Annotated in this window: 19 protein-coding genes and 1 pseudogene; 11 read left to right on the top strand and 9 right to left on the bottom strand. The window is 72.3% G+C overall.

Annotated features, from left to right (window positions below):
• Nucleotides 1-11: 11 nt before the first annotated feature.
• Together I2501_RS15655 and I2501_RS15650 are read left to right on the top strand one after the other, a co-directional pair.
• Nucleotides 12-248 carry a hypothetical protein gene (locus I2501_RS15655; RefSeq protein ID WP_196194587.1) on the top strand — a complete coding sequence of 79 codons (237 nt, stop codon included), beginning with the start codon at nucleotides 12-14 and terminating at the stop codon, nucleotides 246-248.
• The gene (locus I2501_RS15650; RefSeq protein ID WP_196194586.1) at nucleotides 245-1,711 is read left to right on the top strand and encodes a sodium:solute symporter family protein; all 1,467 of its coding nucleotides are present in this window, start codon (nucleotides 245-247) and stop codon (nucleotides 1,709-1,711) included. Before I2501_RS15655 ends, I2501_RS15650 begins: the two co-directional genes overlap by 4 nt.
• Before the next feature lie 59 nt (nucleotides 1,712-1,770).
• Here the strand turns inward: I2501_RS15650 and I2501_RS15645 are convergent, their stop codons facing one another.
• Genes I2501_RS15645 through I2501_RS15635 form a run of 3 tightly spaced genes read right to left on the bottom strand, consistent with a single transcriptional unit; the run spans nucleotide 1,771 to nucleotide 4,817 of the window.
• Nucleotides 1,771-2,235: a hypothetical protein gene (locus I2501_RS15645; protein ID WP_196194585.1), complete on the bottom strand. Its 465-nt coding sequence runs from the start codon at nucleotides 2,233-2,235 to the stop codon at nucleotides 1,771-1,773.
• A 45-nt stretch (nucleotides 2,236-2,280) separates the two neighbouring features.
• Complete coding sequence (locus I2501_RS15640; protein WP_328806387.1) at nucleotides 2,281-3,696, bottom strand: solute carrier family 23 protein; 1,416 nt, start codon at nucleotides 3,694-3,696, stop codon at nucleotides 2,281-2,283.
• Nucleotides 3,675-4,817 carry an aryl-sulfate sulfotransferase gene (locus I2501_RS15635; protein WP_328806386.1) on the bottom strand — a complete coding sequence of 381 codons (1,143 nt, stop codon included), beginning with the start codon at nucleotides 4,815-4,817 and terminating at the stop codon, nucleotides 3,675-3,677. Before I2501_RS15635 ends, I2501_RS15640 begins: the two co-directional genes overlap by 22 nt.
• Before the next feature lie 137 nt (nucleotides 4,818-4,954).
• Between I2501_RS15635 and I2501_RS15630 the strand changes: the two genes are divergently transcribed.
• The 3 genes and pseudogenes from I2501_RS15630 (at nucleotide 4,955) to I2501_RS40940 (ending at nucleotide 6,336) form a co-directional block, all read left to right on the top strand.
• On the top strand, nucleotides 4,955-5,572 hold the full coding sequence (locus I2501_RS15630) for a helix-turn-helix domain-containing protein (protein WP_196194583.1): 618 nt from the start codon (nucleotides 4,955-4,957) through the stop codon (nucleotides 5,570-5,572).
• Between the two features lie 60 nt (nucleotides 5,573-5,632).
• Nucleotides 5,633-6,171, top strand: a pseudogene (merB, locus tag I2501_RS40605) (organomercurial lyase); the annotation flags it as partial.
• Nucleotides 6,172-6,189: 18 nt separating this feature from the next.
• Nucleotides 6,190-6,336, top strand: coding sequence for a hypothetical protein (locus tag I2501_RS40940; protein WP_236046507.1), 147 nt, complete (start codon nucleotides 6,190-6,192; stop codon nucleotides 6,334-6,336).
• Nucleotides 6,337-6,367: 31 nt separating this feature from the next.
• On the opposite strand, the gene I2501_RS15620 is transcribed toward I2501_RS40940, so the two are convergent.
• The gene (locus tag I2501_RS15620; RefSeq protein ID WP_196194582.1) at nucleotides 6,368-7,126 is read right to left on the bottom strand and encodes a L,D-transpeptidase family protein; all 759 of its coding nucleotides are present in this window, start codon (nucleotides 7,124-7,126) and stop codon (nucleotides 6,368-6,370) included.
• A 237-nt stretch (nucleotides 7,127-7,363) separates the two neighbouring features.
• Between I2501_RS15620 and bla the strand changes: the two genes are divergently transcribed.
• Nucleotides 7,364-8,281: a class A beta-lactamase gene (gene bla, locus I2501_RS15615; RefSeq protein WP_196194581.1), complete on the top strand. Its 918-nt coding sequence runs from the start codon at nucleotides 7,364-7,366 to the stop codon at nucleotides 8,279-8,281.
• 34 nt (nucleotides 8,282-8,315) lie between these two features.
• On the opposite strand, the gene I2501_RS15610 is transcribed toward bla, so the two are convergent.
• Both I2501_RS15610 and I2501_RS15605 read right to left on the bottom strand, forming a co-directional pair.
• Nucleotides 8,316-8,849 carry a YceI family protein gene (locus tag I2501_RS15610; RefSeq protein WP_196194580.1) on the bottom strand — a complete coding sequence of 178 codons (534 nt, stop codon included), beginning with the start codon at nucleotides 8,847-8,849 and terminating at the stop codon, nucleotides 8,316-8,318.
• A 137-nt stretch (nucleotides 8,850-8,986) separates the two neighbouring features.
• Nucleotides 8,987-9,511, bottom strand: a complete 525-nt coding sequence (locus I2501_RS15605; RefSeq protein WP_328806384.1) for a MarR family winged helix-turn-helix transcriptional regulator — start codon at nucleotides 9,509-9,511, stop codon at nucleotides 8,987-8,989.
• 141 nt (nucleotides 9,512-9,652) lie between these two features.
• Between I2501_RS15605 and I2501_RS15600 the strand changes: the two genes are divergently transcribed.
• Nucleotides 9,653-10,420, top strand: coding sequence for a pirin family protein (locus I2501_RS15600; RefSeq protein WP_196194579.1), 768 nt, complete (start codon nucleotides 9,653-9,655; stop codon nucleotides 10,418-10,420).
• Between the two features lie 37 nt (nucleotides 10,421-10,457).
• On the opposite strand, the gene I2501_RS15595 is transcribed toward I2501_RS15600, so the two are convergent.
• Nucleotides 10,458-10,799, bottom strand: a complete 342-nt coding sequence (locus I2501_RS15595) for a winged helix-turn-helix transcriptional regulator (protein ID WP_196194672.1) — start codon at nucleotides 10,797-10,799, stop codon at nucleotides 10,458-10,460.
• Nucleotides 10,800-10,973: 174 nt separating this feature from the next.
• Here I2501_RS15595 and I2501_RS15590 point away from each other — a divergent pair, with 174 nt between their 5' ends.
• A complete protein-coding gene (locus I2501_RS15590) occupies nucleotides 10,974-11,624 on the top strand; it encodes an FMN-dependent NADH-azoreductase (RefSeq protein ID WP_196194578.1) in 651 nt (216 codons plus the stop codon).
• A gap of 90 nt (nucleotides 11,625-11,714) precedes the next feature.
• Here the strand turns inward: I2501_RS15590 and I2501_RS15585 are convergent, their stop codons facing one another.
• Nucleotides 11,715-12,638, bottom strand: coding sequence for a LysR family transcriptional regulator (locus I2501_RS15585; RefSeq protein WP_196194577.1), 924 nt, complete (start codon nucleotides 12,636-12,638; stop codon nucleotides 11,715-11,717).
• A gap of 144 nt (nucleotides 12,639-12,782) precedes the next feature.
• Here I2501_RS15585 and I2501_RS15580 point away from each other — a divergent pair, with 144 nt between their 5' ends.
• The 3 genes from I2501_RS15580 to I2501_RS15570 are packed head-to-tail and all read left to right on the top strand — an operon-like array spanning nucleotide 12,783 to nucleotide 15,120.
• Nucleotides 12,783-13,256, top strand: coding sequence for a RidA family protein (locus tag I2501_RS15580; RefSeq protein ID WP_196194576.1), 474 nt, complete (start codon nucleotides 12,783-12,785; stop codon nucleotides 13,254-13,256).
• The gene (locus tag I2501_RS15575; protein ID WP_196194575.1) at nucleotides 13,253-13,930 is read left to right on the top strand and encodes a DUF1028 domain-containing protein; all 678 of its coding nucleotides are present in this window, start codon (nucleotides 13,253-13,255) and stop codon (nucleotides 13,928-13,930) included. The genes I2501_RS15580 and I2501_RS15575 overlap by 4 nt, the downstream gene beginning before the upstream one ends.
• Nucleotides 13,930-15,120: a M20 family metallopeptidase gene (locus I2501_RS15570; RefSeq protein ID WP_196194574.1), complete on the top strand. Its 1,191-nt coding sequence runs from the start codon at nucleotides 13,930-13,932 to the stop codon at nucleotides 15,118-15,120. Before I2501_RS15575 ends, I2501_RS15570 begins: the two co-directional genes overlap by 1 nt.
• Here the strand turns inward: I2501_RS15570 and I2501_RS15565 are convergent.
• A complete protein-coding gene (locus tag I2501_RS15565) occupies nucleotides 15,098-15,703 on the bottom strand; it encodes a TetR/AcrR family transcriptional regulator (RefSeq protein ID WP_196194573.1) in 606 nt (201 codons plus the stop codon). The genes I2501_RS15570 and I2501_RS15565 overlap by 23 nt on opposite strands.
• Between the last annotated feature and the right edge of the window lie 30 nt (nucleotides 15,704-15,733).

Here is a 15,733-nt window from a genome sequence, read left to right as displayed (position 1 = left end):
ACAGGAACTCCATGAAGCCGAAGCACGTCGTCTGGGCCTGCGTTCCGGTCCTCGGATTCTTCGCAACGCCCTTCCTGCCCTTCGTCAACGGCCCGCATCTCTGGTTCGGACTGCCGTCCGTCCTGGTCTGGGCCGTGCTCTGGACGGTCGGCACGACCGTCGCCCTCTACGCGGTCGAACGCTCGGCCGACCACCCCCACGACGCCGCCCCGAGCACCGCCGACCGCGCCGAGGAGGCCGCGAGATGAACACCAGCATGGTCATCACCGTCCTGGGCATGGTGGCGATCGCCGCCCTCGGACTCTCCGGACGCCGACGCCCCAGCAAGCAGCTGGGGGAGTGGACCGTCGGGCACCGCAACTTCTCCGCGGCCACCTCCTGGTTCCTTCAGGCGGGGGAGTTCTTCACCACCTTCAGCTTCCTGGGCCTGGCCGGTCTCGCCTTCGACGGCGGCGTCTCCGCCACCTACGCCATCGGCTATCTGGCGATCAGTCTGGTGACGATGTACTGGATCGGCCCCCGCACCTGGCGCCTGGGCCGCGACCACGGCTACCTCACCCAGGCCGACTTCTTCGCCCACCGCTTCGGCAGCCCGCTGCTCGGCAAGGTCGTCGCCGTCGTCGGCGCGGTGTTCCTGCTGCCCTACCTGCAGTTGCAGATCACCGGCCTCGGGCTGATCGTCCAACTCGCCACCGGCAGCCACGCGGGCGCGAACCTGAGCATGGTGCTGGCCACCGTGCTGACGGTCGGCTTCGTGCTCTGGTCCGGCATCCGCGGCATCGCCCGGGTCGCCTACCTCAAGGACGCGCTGATGGTGCTCGCCCTGCTGGTGCTGCTGGTGGCGGTGCCGGTCTCCGTCAGCGGCGGACTCGGGCACCTCTTCCACACCCTCCAGCACACCCACCCGCAACTGCTCACCCTGCACGCGCCCGGCTACGACGCGACCTGGTTCACCACGTCGATGCTGATCAGCGCGATCGGGTCCGGTCTCAACACCATGCCGCACCTGTGGCCGCCGGTGCTGTCCGCCCGCAGCGGCAAGGCGCTGCGCAGCAACTACGTCTGGCTGCCGCTCTACCAGGTGGCCCTGGGCATCCCGGTGATCGTCGGCCTGGCGGGAGTGCTGGCGCTGGCACCCGGCACGTCGGGCAAGTCGGTGCTGCTGACCATGGCCGCGCACAGCCTGCCCGGCTGGGTGGTCGGCCTGATCGCCGTGGCGGCCGCGGGCGCGGCGATGGTGCCCTCGGCGGCGATCGTCATGGGCATCTCCACCCTGGTCTCCCACAACCTCGTCCCGGTCCGCAGCGAGCGGGCCCGCCTGACGACCAATCACCTCACCGTCGTCGCGGCCTCCGCGGCGGCCCTGGTGCTCGGGCTCACCCGGCCCGACCTGCTCACCAACCTGCTGCTGCTCACCTACGGCGGCCTGGCCCAGCTCGCGCCCGCCACCGTGGCGGCGCTCGCCCGGCGCAACCGTCTCGGCGCGACCCCGGCGCTGCTGGGCATCGTCACCGGCGTCGCCTGCCTCACCTGGCTGACCTTCGGCGGCGTGGACATCGGCAACTGGGACCCCGGTCTGATCTCGCTCGCGCCGAACCTGGCCGTCACGGGCGTCGCGACGTTGGTCCTGGGCACGCGTCGGGACAGCGCCGAGGCGCGGGCGGGGACCGCCGCCCCCGAGGCCGCCGTCCCTGCGCCGGATCTCGGCTGAGCGAACGACGGCCGACCAGATGCCCGGGCCTGGTCGGCCGTCTCATACGTGCGCTGGGGTCAGAACGAGAACGGCGGCGTCTGCGCGGAGGTCGCCGTGCAGGTGGCCGTGATCCCGAACACGGTGACCGTGAGCGAGGTGGCGGACAGGTTCTCGCCCGCCGCGACCGTCCCGGTCAGCGGACCCGTCGAGACCGCGCCGCCGGCCGGGATGTCGGGGTTGGAGCCGCCGGTGAAGGACACCGTGCTGCCGTCGGTGTTGGTCATGGTGAGGTTGGAGCTGACGGAGTCCGCGGAGATCTCGAACGGGGCCGTGATGGCCGAGGTCGACAGGGTGATCGTCGCGGTGGTGCCGTCCTGGGAGGCCGTCAGTGTCGCCGAGCCCGAGCCGTAGGAGCCGCAGTCGAACGCGACGGTGGCCGTGCCGGGCGAGACCGCGCCGGCCAGGGGCGCCTGCGCCACGCCCACGGCGAGGAGGGCCGAGACGGCAAGTGCCGCGCCGGCACCGAGTCTTGCGTGCTTCATGGAGAGTCTCCTTCCTGGGTGCACGAGGAAGCCTCCGGAACGAAGTCAGTCGGCTTCCGGATCGCGCCTATTGACGCATCCACGACAAAAGACAGCAAGGCTCGTGCACGAAATTTCCCCTCTGCCGTCTCTGCCCGGCAAGGCCGAGGAGCGCAGCGAGGTCAGCGCGTGCAGCAGGACGGCCGTCAGGGTCCCGGCCACGACGCCGCTGCCGAGGACGGTCCGGGCCCAGCCCGGGAGACCCGCGTACAGCGCCGGTGCCACCACCGGCAACAGACCCGCCGTCAGTGCCAGGCCGACGACCAGCGCGTCGACCGAGCCGCCGTCCGGCTCCGTCCGGCCGAGCGCCCGGCCCAGCAGCTCCACGCCCATCGCCGTGATCATCGCGTAGACCACCAGCGCCGAGCCCGCGACGACCGCCGTCGGCAGCCCGGCCACCAGCCGTGACAGCGGGGAGAGCAGTCCGGCGGCGACCAGGAGCAGACCGGCCGTCGCCGTCACGGAGCGGCTGCGGACGCCGGTCAGCCGGGTCAGGCCGACGTTCTCCGAGCTGGTCACCATCGGCGGCGTGCCCAGGACCCCGCCGAGCAGCGAGACCAGCGCGTCGGCGCGCGCCAGACGCGGGACGTCCCGGCCGAGATCGGGTTGCTCGTCGCTGCCGGGCTTCTCGGTGTTGAGCACCGTCTGGCCGGTGGCCTCGGCCAGCGAGGTGAGGCTGAACAGCAGCAGGGGCAGCGCCGCCGGAAGGTCGAACTCCGGTGTGCCGTACGGCAGCAGATGCGGCAGCGCGACGCCCGCTCCGGCGGCCGGAGCGAACCTGCCGAGCCCGGCGGCGACCACCAGGACGGTGCCGCCCACCATCCCGACCAGCACCGCCGACCGGCGCCAGGCGCCCCGCAGCAGCAGGTGGGCGAGGAGGGTGAGCGCGACGGTCAGCCCGGCGGCGGCCAGGGCGTGCGGCGGCGCGCTCCCGTTCGCGCCCACGAGCAACTGCGTGGTGACCCGGACCATCGACACCCCCACCAGCAGCACGGTCACGCCCATGACCAGCGGGGGAAAGAGCCTGACCACCCGTCCGTACAACGGGGTGACCGCGAGCAGCAGTGCCGCAGCCAGCAGGACCGAGCCGGACGCGACGGCCGGGCCGTGGTCGTGCGCGATCTGCAGGAAGAGCGCGGTGGCGGCCCCGCCGGGCAACATCACGAAGGGCAGCCGGGCGCCGAAGGACCACACCCCGAGCGACTGCAGCACCGAGCCCGCTCCCGAAAGCACCAGCACCGCGGAGAGCAGGGACGCGGTCTGACCGGCAGTCAGCCGGAGCGAGGTCGCGACGAGGAAGGCGGTGGAGACGGGCGTCGCCGCCATGGCCAGCACATGCTGGCAGGCGAGCGGGAGCAGACGTCGCAGCGGCGCGCCCTCGTCAGCCGCAGGCGTGGCCGTCACGGGCGCGCGTCCAGCCACGGTATCTCCTCGGGCGCGTAGCGGTAGGCCCGGAAGACGGCGTTGGGCTCGGCGGGGAAGAGCGAGCGGACCTCCGTCTCGGTGTACGGGCCGAAGTGCGGCACGACGTACTCCCAGCACAGGTAGCCGTCCGCGGTCACCTCGAAGATGCGGCCCGCGGGCGAGTCGGTGACCAGGGTGTTGCCGCCCGGTAGCCGCTGGGCCGCGCCCATGAACGGTGCGAAGAACGACTCCTTGGCCGGGTCGTGGTACTCCCAGGCGACCCGGCCGTCGTTCCGGTCGATCTCGACGACGCGCGAGTACGGCACGTCGTGGCCGGGCCGGAAGACGCCGTTGTCGAAGACGAGCAGGCGGCCGTCGTCCAGCTCGGTTGGGCAGTGCTGCTGCGAGACCGTGCCGGGCTCGGTGCGCCACAGGATCTCGCCGGTGCTGCGGCTGATCACCACCACGGCCGAGACGCTGCGCAGGCTGGCCAGCACGTTGCCGTCGGCCAGCGGAGTGACGCTGTTGATCAGCGGCCAGTGCTCGCGGGCGTAGTCCGGGTGGAGCGGGAAAGCGGCCCGGTCCAGATGCTCGGCGGCGCGCCAGGTCCAGCGGGTCGACCCGTCCGGTCCGACCTCGGTGATGGTGTCGGCCCACACCGTCGTGCCGTCGGCCTCCGAGCCCGGTACTCCGCCGAGGACCGCCGACGCCTCCGTGCCCCGCAGCGGCTCGACGCCGGTGTAGAGGACGCCGCCGTCGTCGAGGTGGTGGGCGTCGTGGTGCTGCTGCGGATCCCGGTGCTCCCACAGGACTTCACCGTCCGGCGCGGCGCGGAGCATCACGCCGCCCCGGTACTTGTGCCACATCGGGAAGAGCGCCTGCTCGCCGGGCAGCACGCCGTTGTAGGCGAGCTCGCCGCCGCGCACGATCCGGGCGTGCCGCCCCGGCCGGTAGGGGAACCGCCACTGGTGCGCGGTCCGCCCGTGCAGGTCGACCAGGTGCACCTCGCCGCCGCCGGTCAACGGGGCGAAGAGGGTGAAGCCGGGGAAGGCGACGTCCGGGTCGAGGGCGATGAGCCCGGTGCCGCGACGGCGGCGTTGGTTCTGGTCGACTCGGGCCGTCGTGATGCGCTGGGCCACGAAGCACGCTCCCATCAAAGTTTGTTTGATGACATCAAAGTGCTTCGACGATAGGAGCGTGATGTGTCGGCCGTGTTGCAGCCGTACGAAACGTGCCCCGGAGGTGCGTAAGGTGACCGCAGGGAGGTGCGGCGATCATGCGTGAAGCGATCACGGGCGAGGCAGTCACGGGCGAGGCGGTCACGGGCACGGGCGAGCGCGCCGAGCCGCGCCTCGGCGGTGCGGTCCGGCGGCGGCGCCGGACCCTCGACCTCACCCTCGCCGAGGTGGCGCGCCGGACCGGCCTGTCCGTCCCCTTCCTCAGCCAGATCGAGAACGACCGGGCCCGCCCCAGCATGCGCTCGCTGCAACGCATCGCCGACGGGCTGGAGACCACCGCGGTCGACCTGCTCGCCGTCGCGGATGCCGCGGACCGGCCGGTCGACATCGTCCTGGCCGACGCAGACGCGGGCCTGTCCCCGGACGCGGGCGTCCGTCCCCTGGTCCGCGGCCGACGCCCGCTGCACGCCCTGGAGTTCACCGGGGATCAGCAGGCCGACCGCGAATTCCTGCACCTCGGCGACGAGTTGATGTACGTCGCCGACGGCGCGGCGGAGGTCGAGGCCGAAGGCCGGATCCACCATCTCCGCCGCGGCGACACCCTCTACCTCTCCGGCGGCGTCCGCCACCGCTGGCGCAGCCTCAGCCCGGACACCCGCGTGCTGGTGGTCGCCGTCTCCGACCACGCCGCAGCGGGACCACCGCCAGGCCGCTGACCCGGCCGGTCCGGCCTGCACGCAACAAGAGGACCCGCAACAGAGCAAGGGAGCGCCGACGTGAACGACGCCACCGCCGCACCGTCGCAGGCGGCGGACACCGAGCAGGTCCGGCTGGCCGTCTACGCCCACTTCGCCCGTACCGGCGACGCGCCGTCCCCGGCGGACCTCGCCGCCGCGACCGGCCTGCCGCAGGCCGTCGTCCGGCACGCGCTGCAGGCCCTCCATGACCATCGCGACGTGGTGCTGGACGCGCAGGCCCAGGACCGGATCCTCATGGCGCACCCGTTCGCGTCGATCCCGCTCGGCTTCTCGGTGATGGGCCGCAGCACCCTGTGGTGGGGCGGCTGCGCCTGGGACTCCTTCGCCGTTCCCCACCTGCTGGACGACGAGCCGGACGTCCTCGTCGCCACCCGCTGCCCGGCGTGCGACACCCCGCACGCCTGGGTGGTCGGCCGCGAGGCCCCGCCGCCGGGGGAGCAGGTGGCCCACTTCCTCACCCCGGCGCACCGCGTCTGGGACGACGTCGTGCACACTGCGCGCACCAGCGCCTGTTCTGCTCGGCCGACTGCGTCGACGCCTGGCTGGAGCGCACCGGACGGCCGCGCGGCTATGTGATGGACCTGGCCACCCTGTGGCGGCTCGCCCGCCACTGGTACGCGGGCCGGATGGACCGGGGCTACCAGCGCCGCGATCCGGCCTCCGCTGCGGCCTACTTCGCCGAGGTGGGACTGCACGGCCCGTTCTGGGGCCTGCCCGACTGAACTGCCGGAACGGAACCGGACGCCCGGACCGTCACCGCGCGTCCAGGGACGACGGTCCCATGACGATCACCGGATGGGCGGCCGGGTCGAGCCAGCGCTCGGTCAACCGCATGTCGTTTTCCGGGTTGGAGACGCAGCCCGCCGTCCAGTTCCCGTCGGTGACGTGGAACCAGATGCCGCCGCCGCGGTAGTAGCCCATCGGGCGGCGCTGGTCCGTCGGCGCGGAGCCGGGCACGCGGTTGTAGTCGATCGCCACCACGTAGTCGAACAGGTGCGCACGGGAGGCGCCGTTGGCGGAGTGGCCGCCGAGGGCGTAGATGCCGCGGGAGTACTGGTAGCTCAGCCGGGTGCCGGGGTTGGGGAGTCGGCCGCCCGCGTCGTGCAGGGTGTAGACGCCGGTGGGGGTGTGCATGTCGCCCGCGTAGTGGTCCGAGCTCCAGCCGCGCTCGCCGTTGTGGCCGCTCCACTGCGCCACGCGCTGCCAGCCGCCGCCGCTGAACTGCCAGAGCGACACGGTGTTGTGCGACGAACCCCAGCCGTCGCCCTGGACCAGGATGATCTGCTGGGCAGAGCCGGGCACGTGGCTCCAGGTGCGCGGACCGATGCCGGCCGGCCGCGCCGCCAGTGCGCGGGCGTCGCCCTGCGCGCCGTTCTGCCTGTCGCCCTTCGCGCCGCTCGGCGCGGCCACGGCCGGGGCGCTGACGCCCACCACGACGCCGAGGGCGAGTGCCAGCCCGAGGGCCTTCCGGGCCAGTCGGGCGTGACGGTCGAGGTGCGGATTCTGCTGCATGAGGACTCCGTCATGGTCGACCCTGATCGGGGTGCTTCACCGTGCCAGACGACCTGGTGACGCGGCCGTCAACGCGCCATGACGGCGTGCAAGCTGCACCGGATGGCGGCATCGCGGGCACCCGTCCGAGTTGATGGACCGTCAGCTCCGCTGCCGTCGCGTCAGGAACCGGCCTACGGGGGTGTTGCGTCAGTGACAGAGGATGTGTCGCACACGCACAGATGGAGGAAGAGACTCATGGAGCTGCGTCCGAGCCGCCGTGGCGTTCTGGCCGGTGCCGCCCTGACGGCGCTCACTGTGGCCCTTCCCGGAGCGGGCACGGCCGTGGCCCAGGACGCGGCCCCCGTCGTCGATCCGGGGCTCGCCGGGCGGTTCCGCGCGCTCGAACGGGAGCACTCCGCGCGGCTCGGCGTCTTCGCCCGCGACCTGCACACCGGCCGGGCGGTGCTCCACCGGGCCGACGAGCTGTTCCCCCTGTGCTCGACCTATAAGGCGATCGAGGTCGCCGCCGTGCTGCGGGACCTCGACCGCGACGGCACGTTCCTCGCCAGGCGGATCCACTACACGCAGGCGGACGTCACGCGCTCCGGCTACGCGCCCGTGACCGGGCTGCCGCAGAACCTGGCCGGCGGCATGACGGTCGGTCAGTTGTGTGCCGCCGCCCTCGACTACAGCGACAATACGGCGGCGAACCTGCTGCTGCGCCTGCTCGGCGGGCCGACTGCGATCACCCGCTTCTGCCGCTCCATCGGTGACGAGATCACCCGGCTCGACCGCTGGGAGCCCGAGCTCAACTCGGCGGAGCCGGGCCGGGTGACCGACACCTCCAGCCCGCGCGCCCTCGGGCGGACCTTCGCCCGGCTCACCCTCGGCGACGCCCTCGACCGGCCGGACCGCGAGCGGCTGACCGACTGGCTGCTGGCCAACACGACCGGCGGCAAGCGCCTTCGGGCGGGACTGCCCACCGGCTGGACCGTCGAGGACAAGACCGGCAGCGGCAGCTACGGGACCACCAACGACGTCGCCGTCGTCTGGCCGCCCGCCCGACGCCCGATCGTCATGGCGGTCCTCTCGACCAAGCACGACGCCACCGCACCGACCGACGAGCCGCTGCTCGCCGAGACCGCCGCGCTGCTGGCGACCGCGTTCGCCTGACGTCCGCCAGCCGTTTGAGGGCCTCTGCCCGCTGTCACGCCTGGGCGGCGTCCTCGTCGGAGCGGCGGGCGCGCACGGCGGCGACCAGCACGAGGCGGCGTCCGGCCATGCCCTTGAGCTTGGTGACGCCGTGGGCGTAGCGGTCGACGGTGGCGGTCGCCTCGACGGTGATCTCCTCGCCGTCGACCTCGGCCTTGGTCGCCGTGAAGGTGACGGGCGCGCGGACGCCGTGGGCGGTCAGGTGGCCCTGCAGGGCCCAGACGCCGGACCCGTCCAGCTCGGCCCCGGTCGAGGCGAAGACGATGTCGGGGTAGACCTCGGTGTCCAGCAGCGCCTTCGAGTGGACCTGGCGGTCGCGGTTCTTGTTGCCGGTGTCGAAGCTGGTCGCGTCGGCGACGGCGTCCACGCGGGTGCCGGTCAGCGGCTCGGCGAGGGACACCGTGCCGCCGCGCAGCCGGAAGCTGCCACGGACCGTGCCCAGTCCGAACAGGTGCTTGGTGGTGAAGGTGATCTCCGATCGGGGCGCGTCGATGGCGTAGCGTCCCGGCTTCGGCGTTGCGGTGGTCATGATGACCTCCTTGGGTGACTTGAGCCTTCAAGAGAAACACTAGTCCTGGCAACTTGAAGGCTCAAGTCATAGGGTGACGAAACGGGTGGATATTCCCCGGATGGCCCTGTCGAGCCCAGGCGAGGCCGGGCCTCAGCTCACCGTGCGGGCGAGTCGATGCGCTGCAGGATCCGCTCGGCGTCCTGGCCGAGGCGGCGCAGGCGCTCGCCGGAGAGGTTGTCGACGACGAGGTGGCGGACGTAGGCGACGTGCGCGGGGGCGGCGGACTTGAGCTTGGCCATGCCGTCGGGCAGCAGGATCGCGTTGGTGAACCGCCCGTCGGCCGGATCCGGCTCGCGGCGGACGTAGCCGCGGCTCTCCAGCCGCTTGACCATGTGCGAGAGGCGCGACAGCGAGGTGCTGGTGTGCTCGGCGAGCGCGCTCATGCGCAGCGTCCACTCGGGGGCCTCGGAGAGCATGGCGAGCGCCATGTACTCGACCATGCTCAGGTCGGCGTCGCGCTGCAGCTGGGTGTCGATCGCCCAGGGGAGGCGGGTCATCAGCCGGACGACCGCCATCCAGGAGTCCAGCTCGCCGGAGGTGAGCCAGGGGGCCGCCTGCTCGTGCGCCTGCTCGCCCGCCCGCTTGTCCGACCGGGTCGGCACCTCGTCCTGAATACTCACCCTGGCAGCGTATCAGCCGCATCTTGCGGACGATATGGGTAATCCGCAGCCACTGGATCCGCGCACTTTCACTTGAACATTCATGTCATGGAGACGTAGCCTGAAGTTGAAGGTTGAAATATCTAGCAAGGCGAGGCATCCATGCCCGGACTACTGACACCAGCGATCGACGTGCGACGCGCCGACGGACGGCAGTCGAGCCGGCTGTCCTGGCTCGACTCCAAGCATTCCTTCTCCTTCGGCACCGGTCGGCCGGACCCGGCCAACCTGCACCACGGCCTGCTGCTGGTGAACAACGAGGACCTGGTGCAGCCCGGCACAGGCTTCGAGACGCACCCGCACCAGGACATGGAGATCGTCACCTGGGTGCTCCAGGGGTCGCTCGTCCACCAGGACTCCAGCGGTCACTCCGGCGTGATCTACCCCGGACTGGCCCAGCGGATGAGCGCGGGCACCGGGATCCTGCACTCGGAGAAGAACGACACCTACCGACTCACCGGCGAACTCCCCACCACCCTGGTGCACTTCGTCCAGATGTGGGTGCTGCCCGACGAGGCCGGCGTCACGCCGGGCTATGAGCAACTGGAGATCGACGACGAACTCCTGAGCGGCTCACTGGTCACGGTGGCCTCGGGCATGGACCGGCACCGTGACGCCACGGCGATCCGGATCCGCAACCGCCACGCCGCCCTGCACGCGGCGCGGTTGCGTCCGGGGCAGCAGGTCACGCTGCCCGAGGCGCCGTTCCTGCACCTCTTCGTCGCGTCCGGCGCGGTCTCCATCGAGGGCGCGGGCGTCCTTGCCCGCAGCGACGCGGCCCGCTTCACCGCCGCCGGCGGTCAGCGCGTGGTCGCGGTCGAGCCGTCCGAGATTCTCGTCTGGGAGATGCACGCGACGGCCGTGTTCTGAGCCACCGCTGTGTTCTGAGCCCAGGAAGCCTAGAGGTCTAGTCGCATCCACCGACGCAGGGGCCCCCGTCGGCGGGGAGGTGGCTCTCGGCCCAGCGGCGCAGCTCCTCCATCGCGGGGCGCAGCGCGCGGCCGGCGTCGGTGAGGTGGTAGGCGACACGGAGCGGCGGGCCCTCGTGCACCTCGCGGACGACCAGCGCGGCCGTCTGGAGCTCGGTGAGCCGGTCGGAGAGCATGCGCTCGCTGATGCCGGGGACTGTGCGGCGCAGATCCGAGAAGTGGACGGGGCCGGACATGAGCGACGCGATCACCAACCCGGTCCACCGCTTGCCCAACAGCTTGAAGACGCGCTCGACCGCGGCATCCGAGCCGAGGCACATCTCTTCCCCCTGTGCGGCCGGTGCCGCCGCTGCTGTCTCCGCCATGGGTCCAGCGTACCGCCGCTTGCCAAGTCGCTGAGAAAAAGTAAGCTGGTGCGAGAAGACAAGCCCCTAGGGGTTTGTCACTCACTTACTTTGCATGACTTCCCCTGCCTTCGAACGAGGAGAACGGCCATGGCCACCCTGCTTCACATCGACTCCGCTGCTCTGCCGGCCGGCGGCTCCACCTCGCGCGAGGTGACCCAGGCCTTCCGGGAGAACTGGCTCGCCCAGCACCCGGAGGGCACGGTCGTCTACCGCGACCTCGCCGCCCAGCCGCTGCCGCACCTGGACGCGGTCGGCATCGCGGCTGGCTTCGCCGACCCGTCCACCCACGACGACGCCCAGCGTGAGGCGATGGCCCTGCGCAACGAGCTGGCCGCCGAGCTGGAGGCCGCCGACGTGGTCCTGATCGGCGCCCCGATGTACAACCTGAGCATCCCGTCCACGCTGAAGGCCTGGCTGGACCAGGTGATCATCATGGGCCGCACCGCGGGCGAGAACTCCACGGTGGTGGGCAAGAAGGTCGTCGTGGTCGCCTCCCGTGGCGGCGCCTACGGTGCCGGCACCCCGCGTGAGGGCCTGGACTACGTCACGCCCTTCCTTCAGGGCGTGCTCGGCGCGCTGATGCAGCTGGACGTCCACGTGATCACCCCGGAGCTGACGCTGGCCAAGGTCAACCCGGCCATGTCCGAGCTGATCCCGCTGGCCGAGGCGTCGCGCGAGCAGGCGCTCGCCGAGGCTGCGGACAAGGCCAAGGAGCTGGCCGCGCTGATCGCCGCCTGAGACCGCCGGATACTCCCGACGCTGCTGAGAGATGCGCGACTGCCTGGCAGCCGCGCATCTCTCTTTTCTGCACTCGTCTCTGGCGAACCGTCAGGCCGGGGCGAGGAGCTCGTGGGCGAGGTCCATCACGGCCGTCGCGCGGGCGGTCTGGCGGACGCCGTCCATCCGGGCGAGGACCAGGTCGAGGGGCGGGTGCGCGTTGGTCAGGGCGAGGGCGGACACCCGGGCGCCGCTGTAGGTGGCCTCGGTCGCGGGGCGCTGGTGCAGGACGGAGAAGCCGTGGCCCAGGGCGACCAGGGAGCGGACCGCCTCGTAGTTGTGGGAGCGGTGGCGGATCGCCGGGGTGACGCCGGTGGCGGTGACCAGCGACCAGAAGTAGTCGCGGCTGTGCGGCAGGTCGAGCAGGACGAACGGCTCGTGGGCCAGCTCCGCCAGGTCGATGCTGCCGCGCCCGGCCAGCGGGTGGTCGGCGGCGACCAGCGCGTGGGCGGGGAGCGAGGCGACGGTCTCGCGGGCGATGCCGACGCCCAGGCCGAGGTCGTAGGTGATCGCGAAGTCGATCCGCCCGGTGCGCAGGGCCCGGTCCAGCTCGTCGGCCTCGCCTTCGAGGACGTCCACGCGGAGGTGGGGATGGCGCTCCGCCGCCGCGGCCAGCAGGCCGGGGAGGACGAAGGGGGAGAGGGTGACGAAGCAGCCCAGCCGCACCACCCCGCTCAGCCCGCCCTCGCCGCCGCGCGCCTCGGCGGCCACGTCGGACGCGTGGGTGAGCAGCTCCCGTGCCTGCAGCAGCAGGCGTTCACCGGCGGCGGTGGCCACCAGGCCCTTGCCCTTGCGGCGGATGAACAGCTGCACGCCGAGCTCGTGCTCCAGGTTCGAGACGGCGGTGGAGACGGCGGACTGCGCGATCAGCAGCCGCTCGGCGGCGGCCGTCATGCTGCCCGCCTCGGCCGCCACGACGAAGTAGCGCAACTGCGTCAGCGTGAACCGGACCGTGTCCGGCGTGTCTGCTGCCATCGGCGCGCCCCTGTTCATCTGAATTGAAGATGACCCAACCCTAAAAGATCTGCTTTACCAAAGGAAGTGCCGCTTCCATAGTGGTGCTGCGGCCTCCTCCGGTCGCGCCCCACCCCAGACAGCAAGCCCCGGGAGCGGTCACTGATGGTCCATCACCGGCTGCGGCGCTTCAACACGGCCGCCACCTACCCCGAGCAGAACCTCGCCAACGACCTGGCCCAGGCAGTCGTCGCCGAGGGCACGGTCTACCTGCGCGGTCAGATCGGCCAGGACCTGGACACCCGCGAGAGCGTCGGCATCGGCGACGTCGAGGCGCAGGCGGAGCGGGCGATGGCCAACATCGCCATGCTGCTGGAGGAGTCCGGCAGTGCGCTGGACGAGATCACGAAGATCACCGTCTACCTGACGGACATCCGCTTCCGCGAGCCGGTCTACACGGTGATGGGCCGCTGGCTCAAGGGCGTGCACTACGTCTCGACCGGCCTGGTGGTCTCCGCCCTGGCCCGGCCCGAGTGGCTGGTGGAGATCGACGCCACCGCCGTCATCCCGGCCTCGCGCCGGGCCGAGGCCGCCGGGATCCGGCACGCCAAGGCCGCCGAGCGGGGTGAGCTGCTGTGACCTTCTCGCTCGCGGCGCGCTGCGCCCGCACCGGACAGGTCGGGGTGGCGATCACCTCCTCCAGCCCGGCCGTCGCCTCCCGCTGCGCCCATGTACGCGCGGGTGTCGGGGCGGTGTGCACGCAGAACGTCACCGATCCGCGGCTCGGCCCGTGGCTGCTCGACCTGATCGCGGCCGGTTCCAGCGCCGAGGAGGCCGTCCGGCACACCGCGGAGACCGAAAGCCTGGTCGCCTGGCGCCAGTTGACGGCCGTCGGCATCGACGGCAACGCCGCCGCCTTCACCGGCGAGCACGCGCTCGGGAACCGCGCGCAGGTCATCGGCGCGGACTGCGTGGCGGCGGGCAACATGCTCGCCGCAGGCGGCGTCACCCGGGCCATGGTCGACGCCTTCGCCGCGCGGCCCGAACTCCCGCTCGCGCAGCGCCTGTTGGACGGGCTGGCGGCCGGTCTCGCGGCGGGGGGCGAGGAGGGGCCGGTGCACTCGGCCGGGCTGCTGGTCGCCGACACCGTGCCCTGGCCGGTGGTCGACCTGCGCGTCGACTGGACCGAGGGCGACCCGGTCGCCGAACTCGGCGCGCTGTGGCGGCTGTGGGAGCCGCAGCAGGACGCCTATGTCCAGCGGGCGCTCGCACCCGAGCTGGCGCCCAGCTACGGCGTCCCCGGGGACCTGTGATGACAGGCCGCGATGCCCTGAGGGCGGCCGTCGGCGCTGGGGTCGCCGCGCTGGAGCGGGAGTTGACCGCCCTCTCCCACCGCCTGCACGCCAGCCCGGAGACGGCCTGGGAGGAGGAGAAGGCGGCCCGCTGGACCGCCTCGCTCCTGGACGACCTCGGCTACGCCGTGACCCCCGGCGTCTGCGAGCTGCCGACCGCCTTCGCCGCCACCGTCGGCAGCGGACCGCTGCATGTCGCGCTCTGCGCCGAGTACGACGCGCTGCCCGGTCTCGGGCACGCCTGTGGGCACAACATCATCGCCGCCTCGGCGGTGGGCGCGGCGGCCGGGCTGGCCAAGGTCGCGGACGACCTCGGACTGACCGTCACCGTCCTGGGCACGCCCGCCGAGGAGGGCGGCGGCGGCAAGATCCTGATGCTGGAGCGCGGCGCGTTCGAGGGCGTCGATGTGGCGATGATGGTCCACCCGGGCCCGGTCGACGTCGCCGAGGCCGAACCCTTCGCCGTGGCCCACCTGAACGTCCGGTACACCGGACGGGCCGCGCACGCCGCCGCCTATCCGGAGCAGGGACGCAACGCCGCCGACGCGTTCACCGTCGCCCAGGTCGGCATCGGGCTGCTGCGCCAGCAACTGCCGCAGACCACACGGGTGCACGGGCTGGTGACCCGTGGGGGAGAGGCGCCCAACGCCATCCCGGAGCGGACGGAAGGCCGTTGGTACGTCCGCGCGGGAAGCCTGGAGGAGCTGGAGAAGGTCCAGGGCCGGGTGGAGGCGTGCTTCCGGGCCGGTGCGCTGGCCTCCGGCTGCGCGCTGGAGATCGAGCCGGAGTCGCCGCCCTACTCGGAGTTCCGCAATGACGCGGAGCTGGCGGCGCTCTACCGCCGCAACGCGGAGTCGCTCGGCCGCCGGTTCGCCGCGCCGGGCGATCCGGCGGCGCGGATGAACCGGGCCTCGACCGACATGGGCAACGTTTCCCGCGTCGTCCGCGCGCTGCACCCGTACATCGGCATCGACTCGCTCCCTGCCGTCAACCACCAGCGCGAGTTCGCCGCCGCCTGCGCGACCCCGGCCGCCGACGCGGCCCTGCTGGTGGGCGCGCAGGCGCTCGCGCTGACGGCGGCCGACCTGGCGGTGGGGAACCTGGCGGCGGCGAACGCGGCCGGTGACGCTACAGCTCGGGACACCCCGTGATCGCGCGGGCGTAGGCGGTCAGCAGCGTCAGCGCCGTGGCGCGGTCGACCGCCGGGTTGCGGGCGACGATGTGGAGCCCGTAGCCGTCCTCCATCGCGACGAGGTTGCGGGCCAGGTCGGACACCTTTGCGGCGACGAGCACGAAGTCGCCCGCGGCCGCGCCCACCTGCAGCAACGTCGAGTAGAGGGCCACCTCGCGGGCGAAGAGCGACGCCATCAGCGCCGCGTGCGCGGCGCTGCGGTCGGCGACGCCGTGCAGCTCGAAGAGGAGCCGGTGCACCGGGTCGTCGGGCCCCTCCGGCAGCCCGGAGGCCAGCGCGGCGCGCATCCGCGCGACCGGGCCTTCCGGCGCGTCGGCGTCCTGCTGACGCTGCGTCAGATAGGTCTCCACGGCGTCCTGGTGGACGGCGAGGACGAGGTCGTCGAGCTCCGGATAGTAGTAGAGGACCGACCCCGCCGAGACGCCTGCCTCGGCGGCGATGTCCTTGATCCGCAGTCCGGCCATGCCTCGGTCCGCGATGGCCCGTCCGGCGGCGTCGATCAGTGCGCCGCGGCGGGCTTCCTGGTTCTTCGGTCGCGCCATGCCAAGCATTCTCTGACACTCGCATCAAAT

Origin of the sequence: Streptacidiphilus fuscans (assembly GCF_015690355.1) — a bacterium.
GTDB lineage: Bacteria > Actinomycetota > Actinomycetes > Streptomycetales > Streptomycetaceae > Streptacidiphilus > Streptacidiphilus fuscans.
Note: the sequence above shows the minus strand (reverse complement) of the source record. Positions and strands in the feature narration are given on the sequence as shown.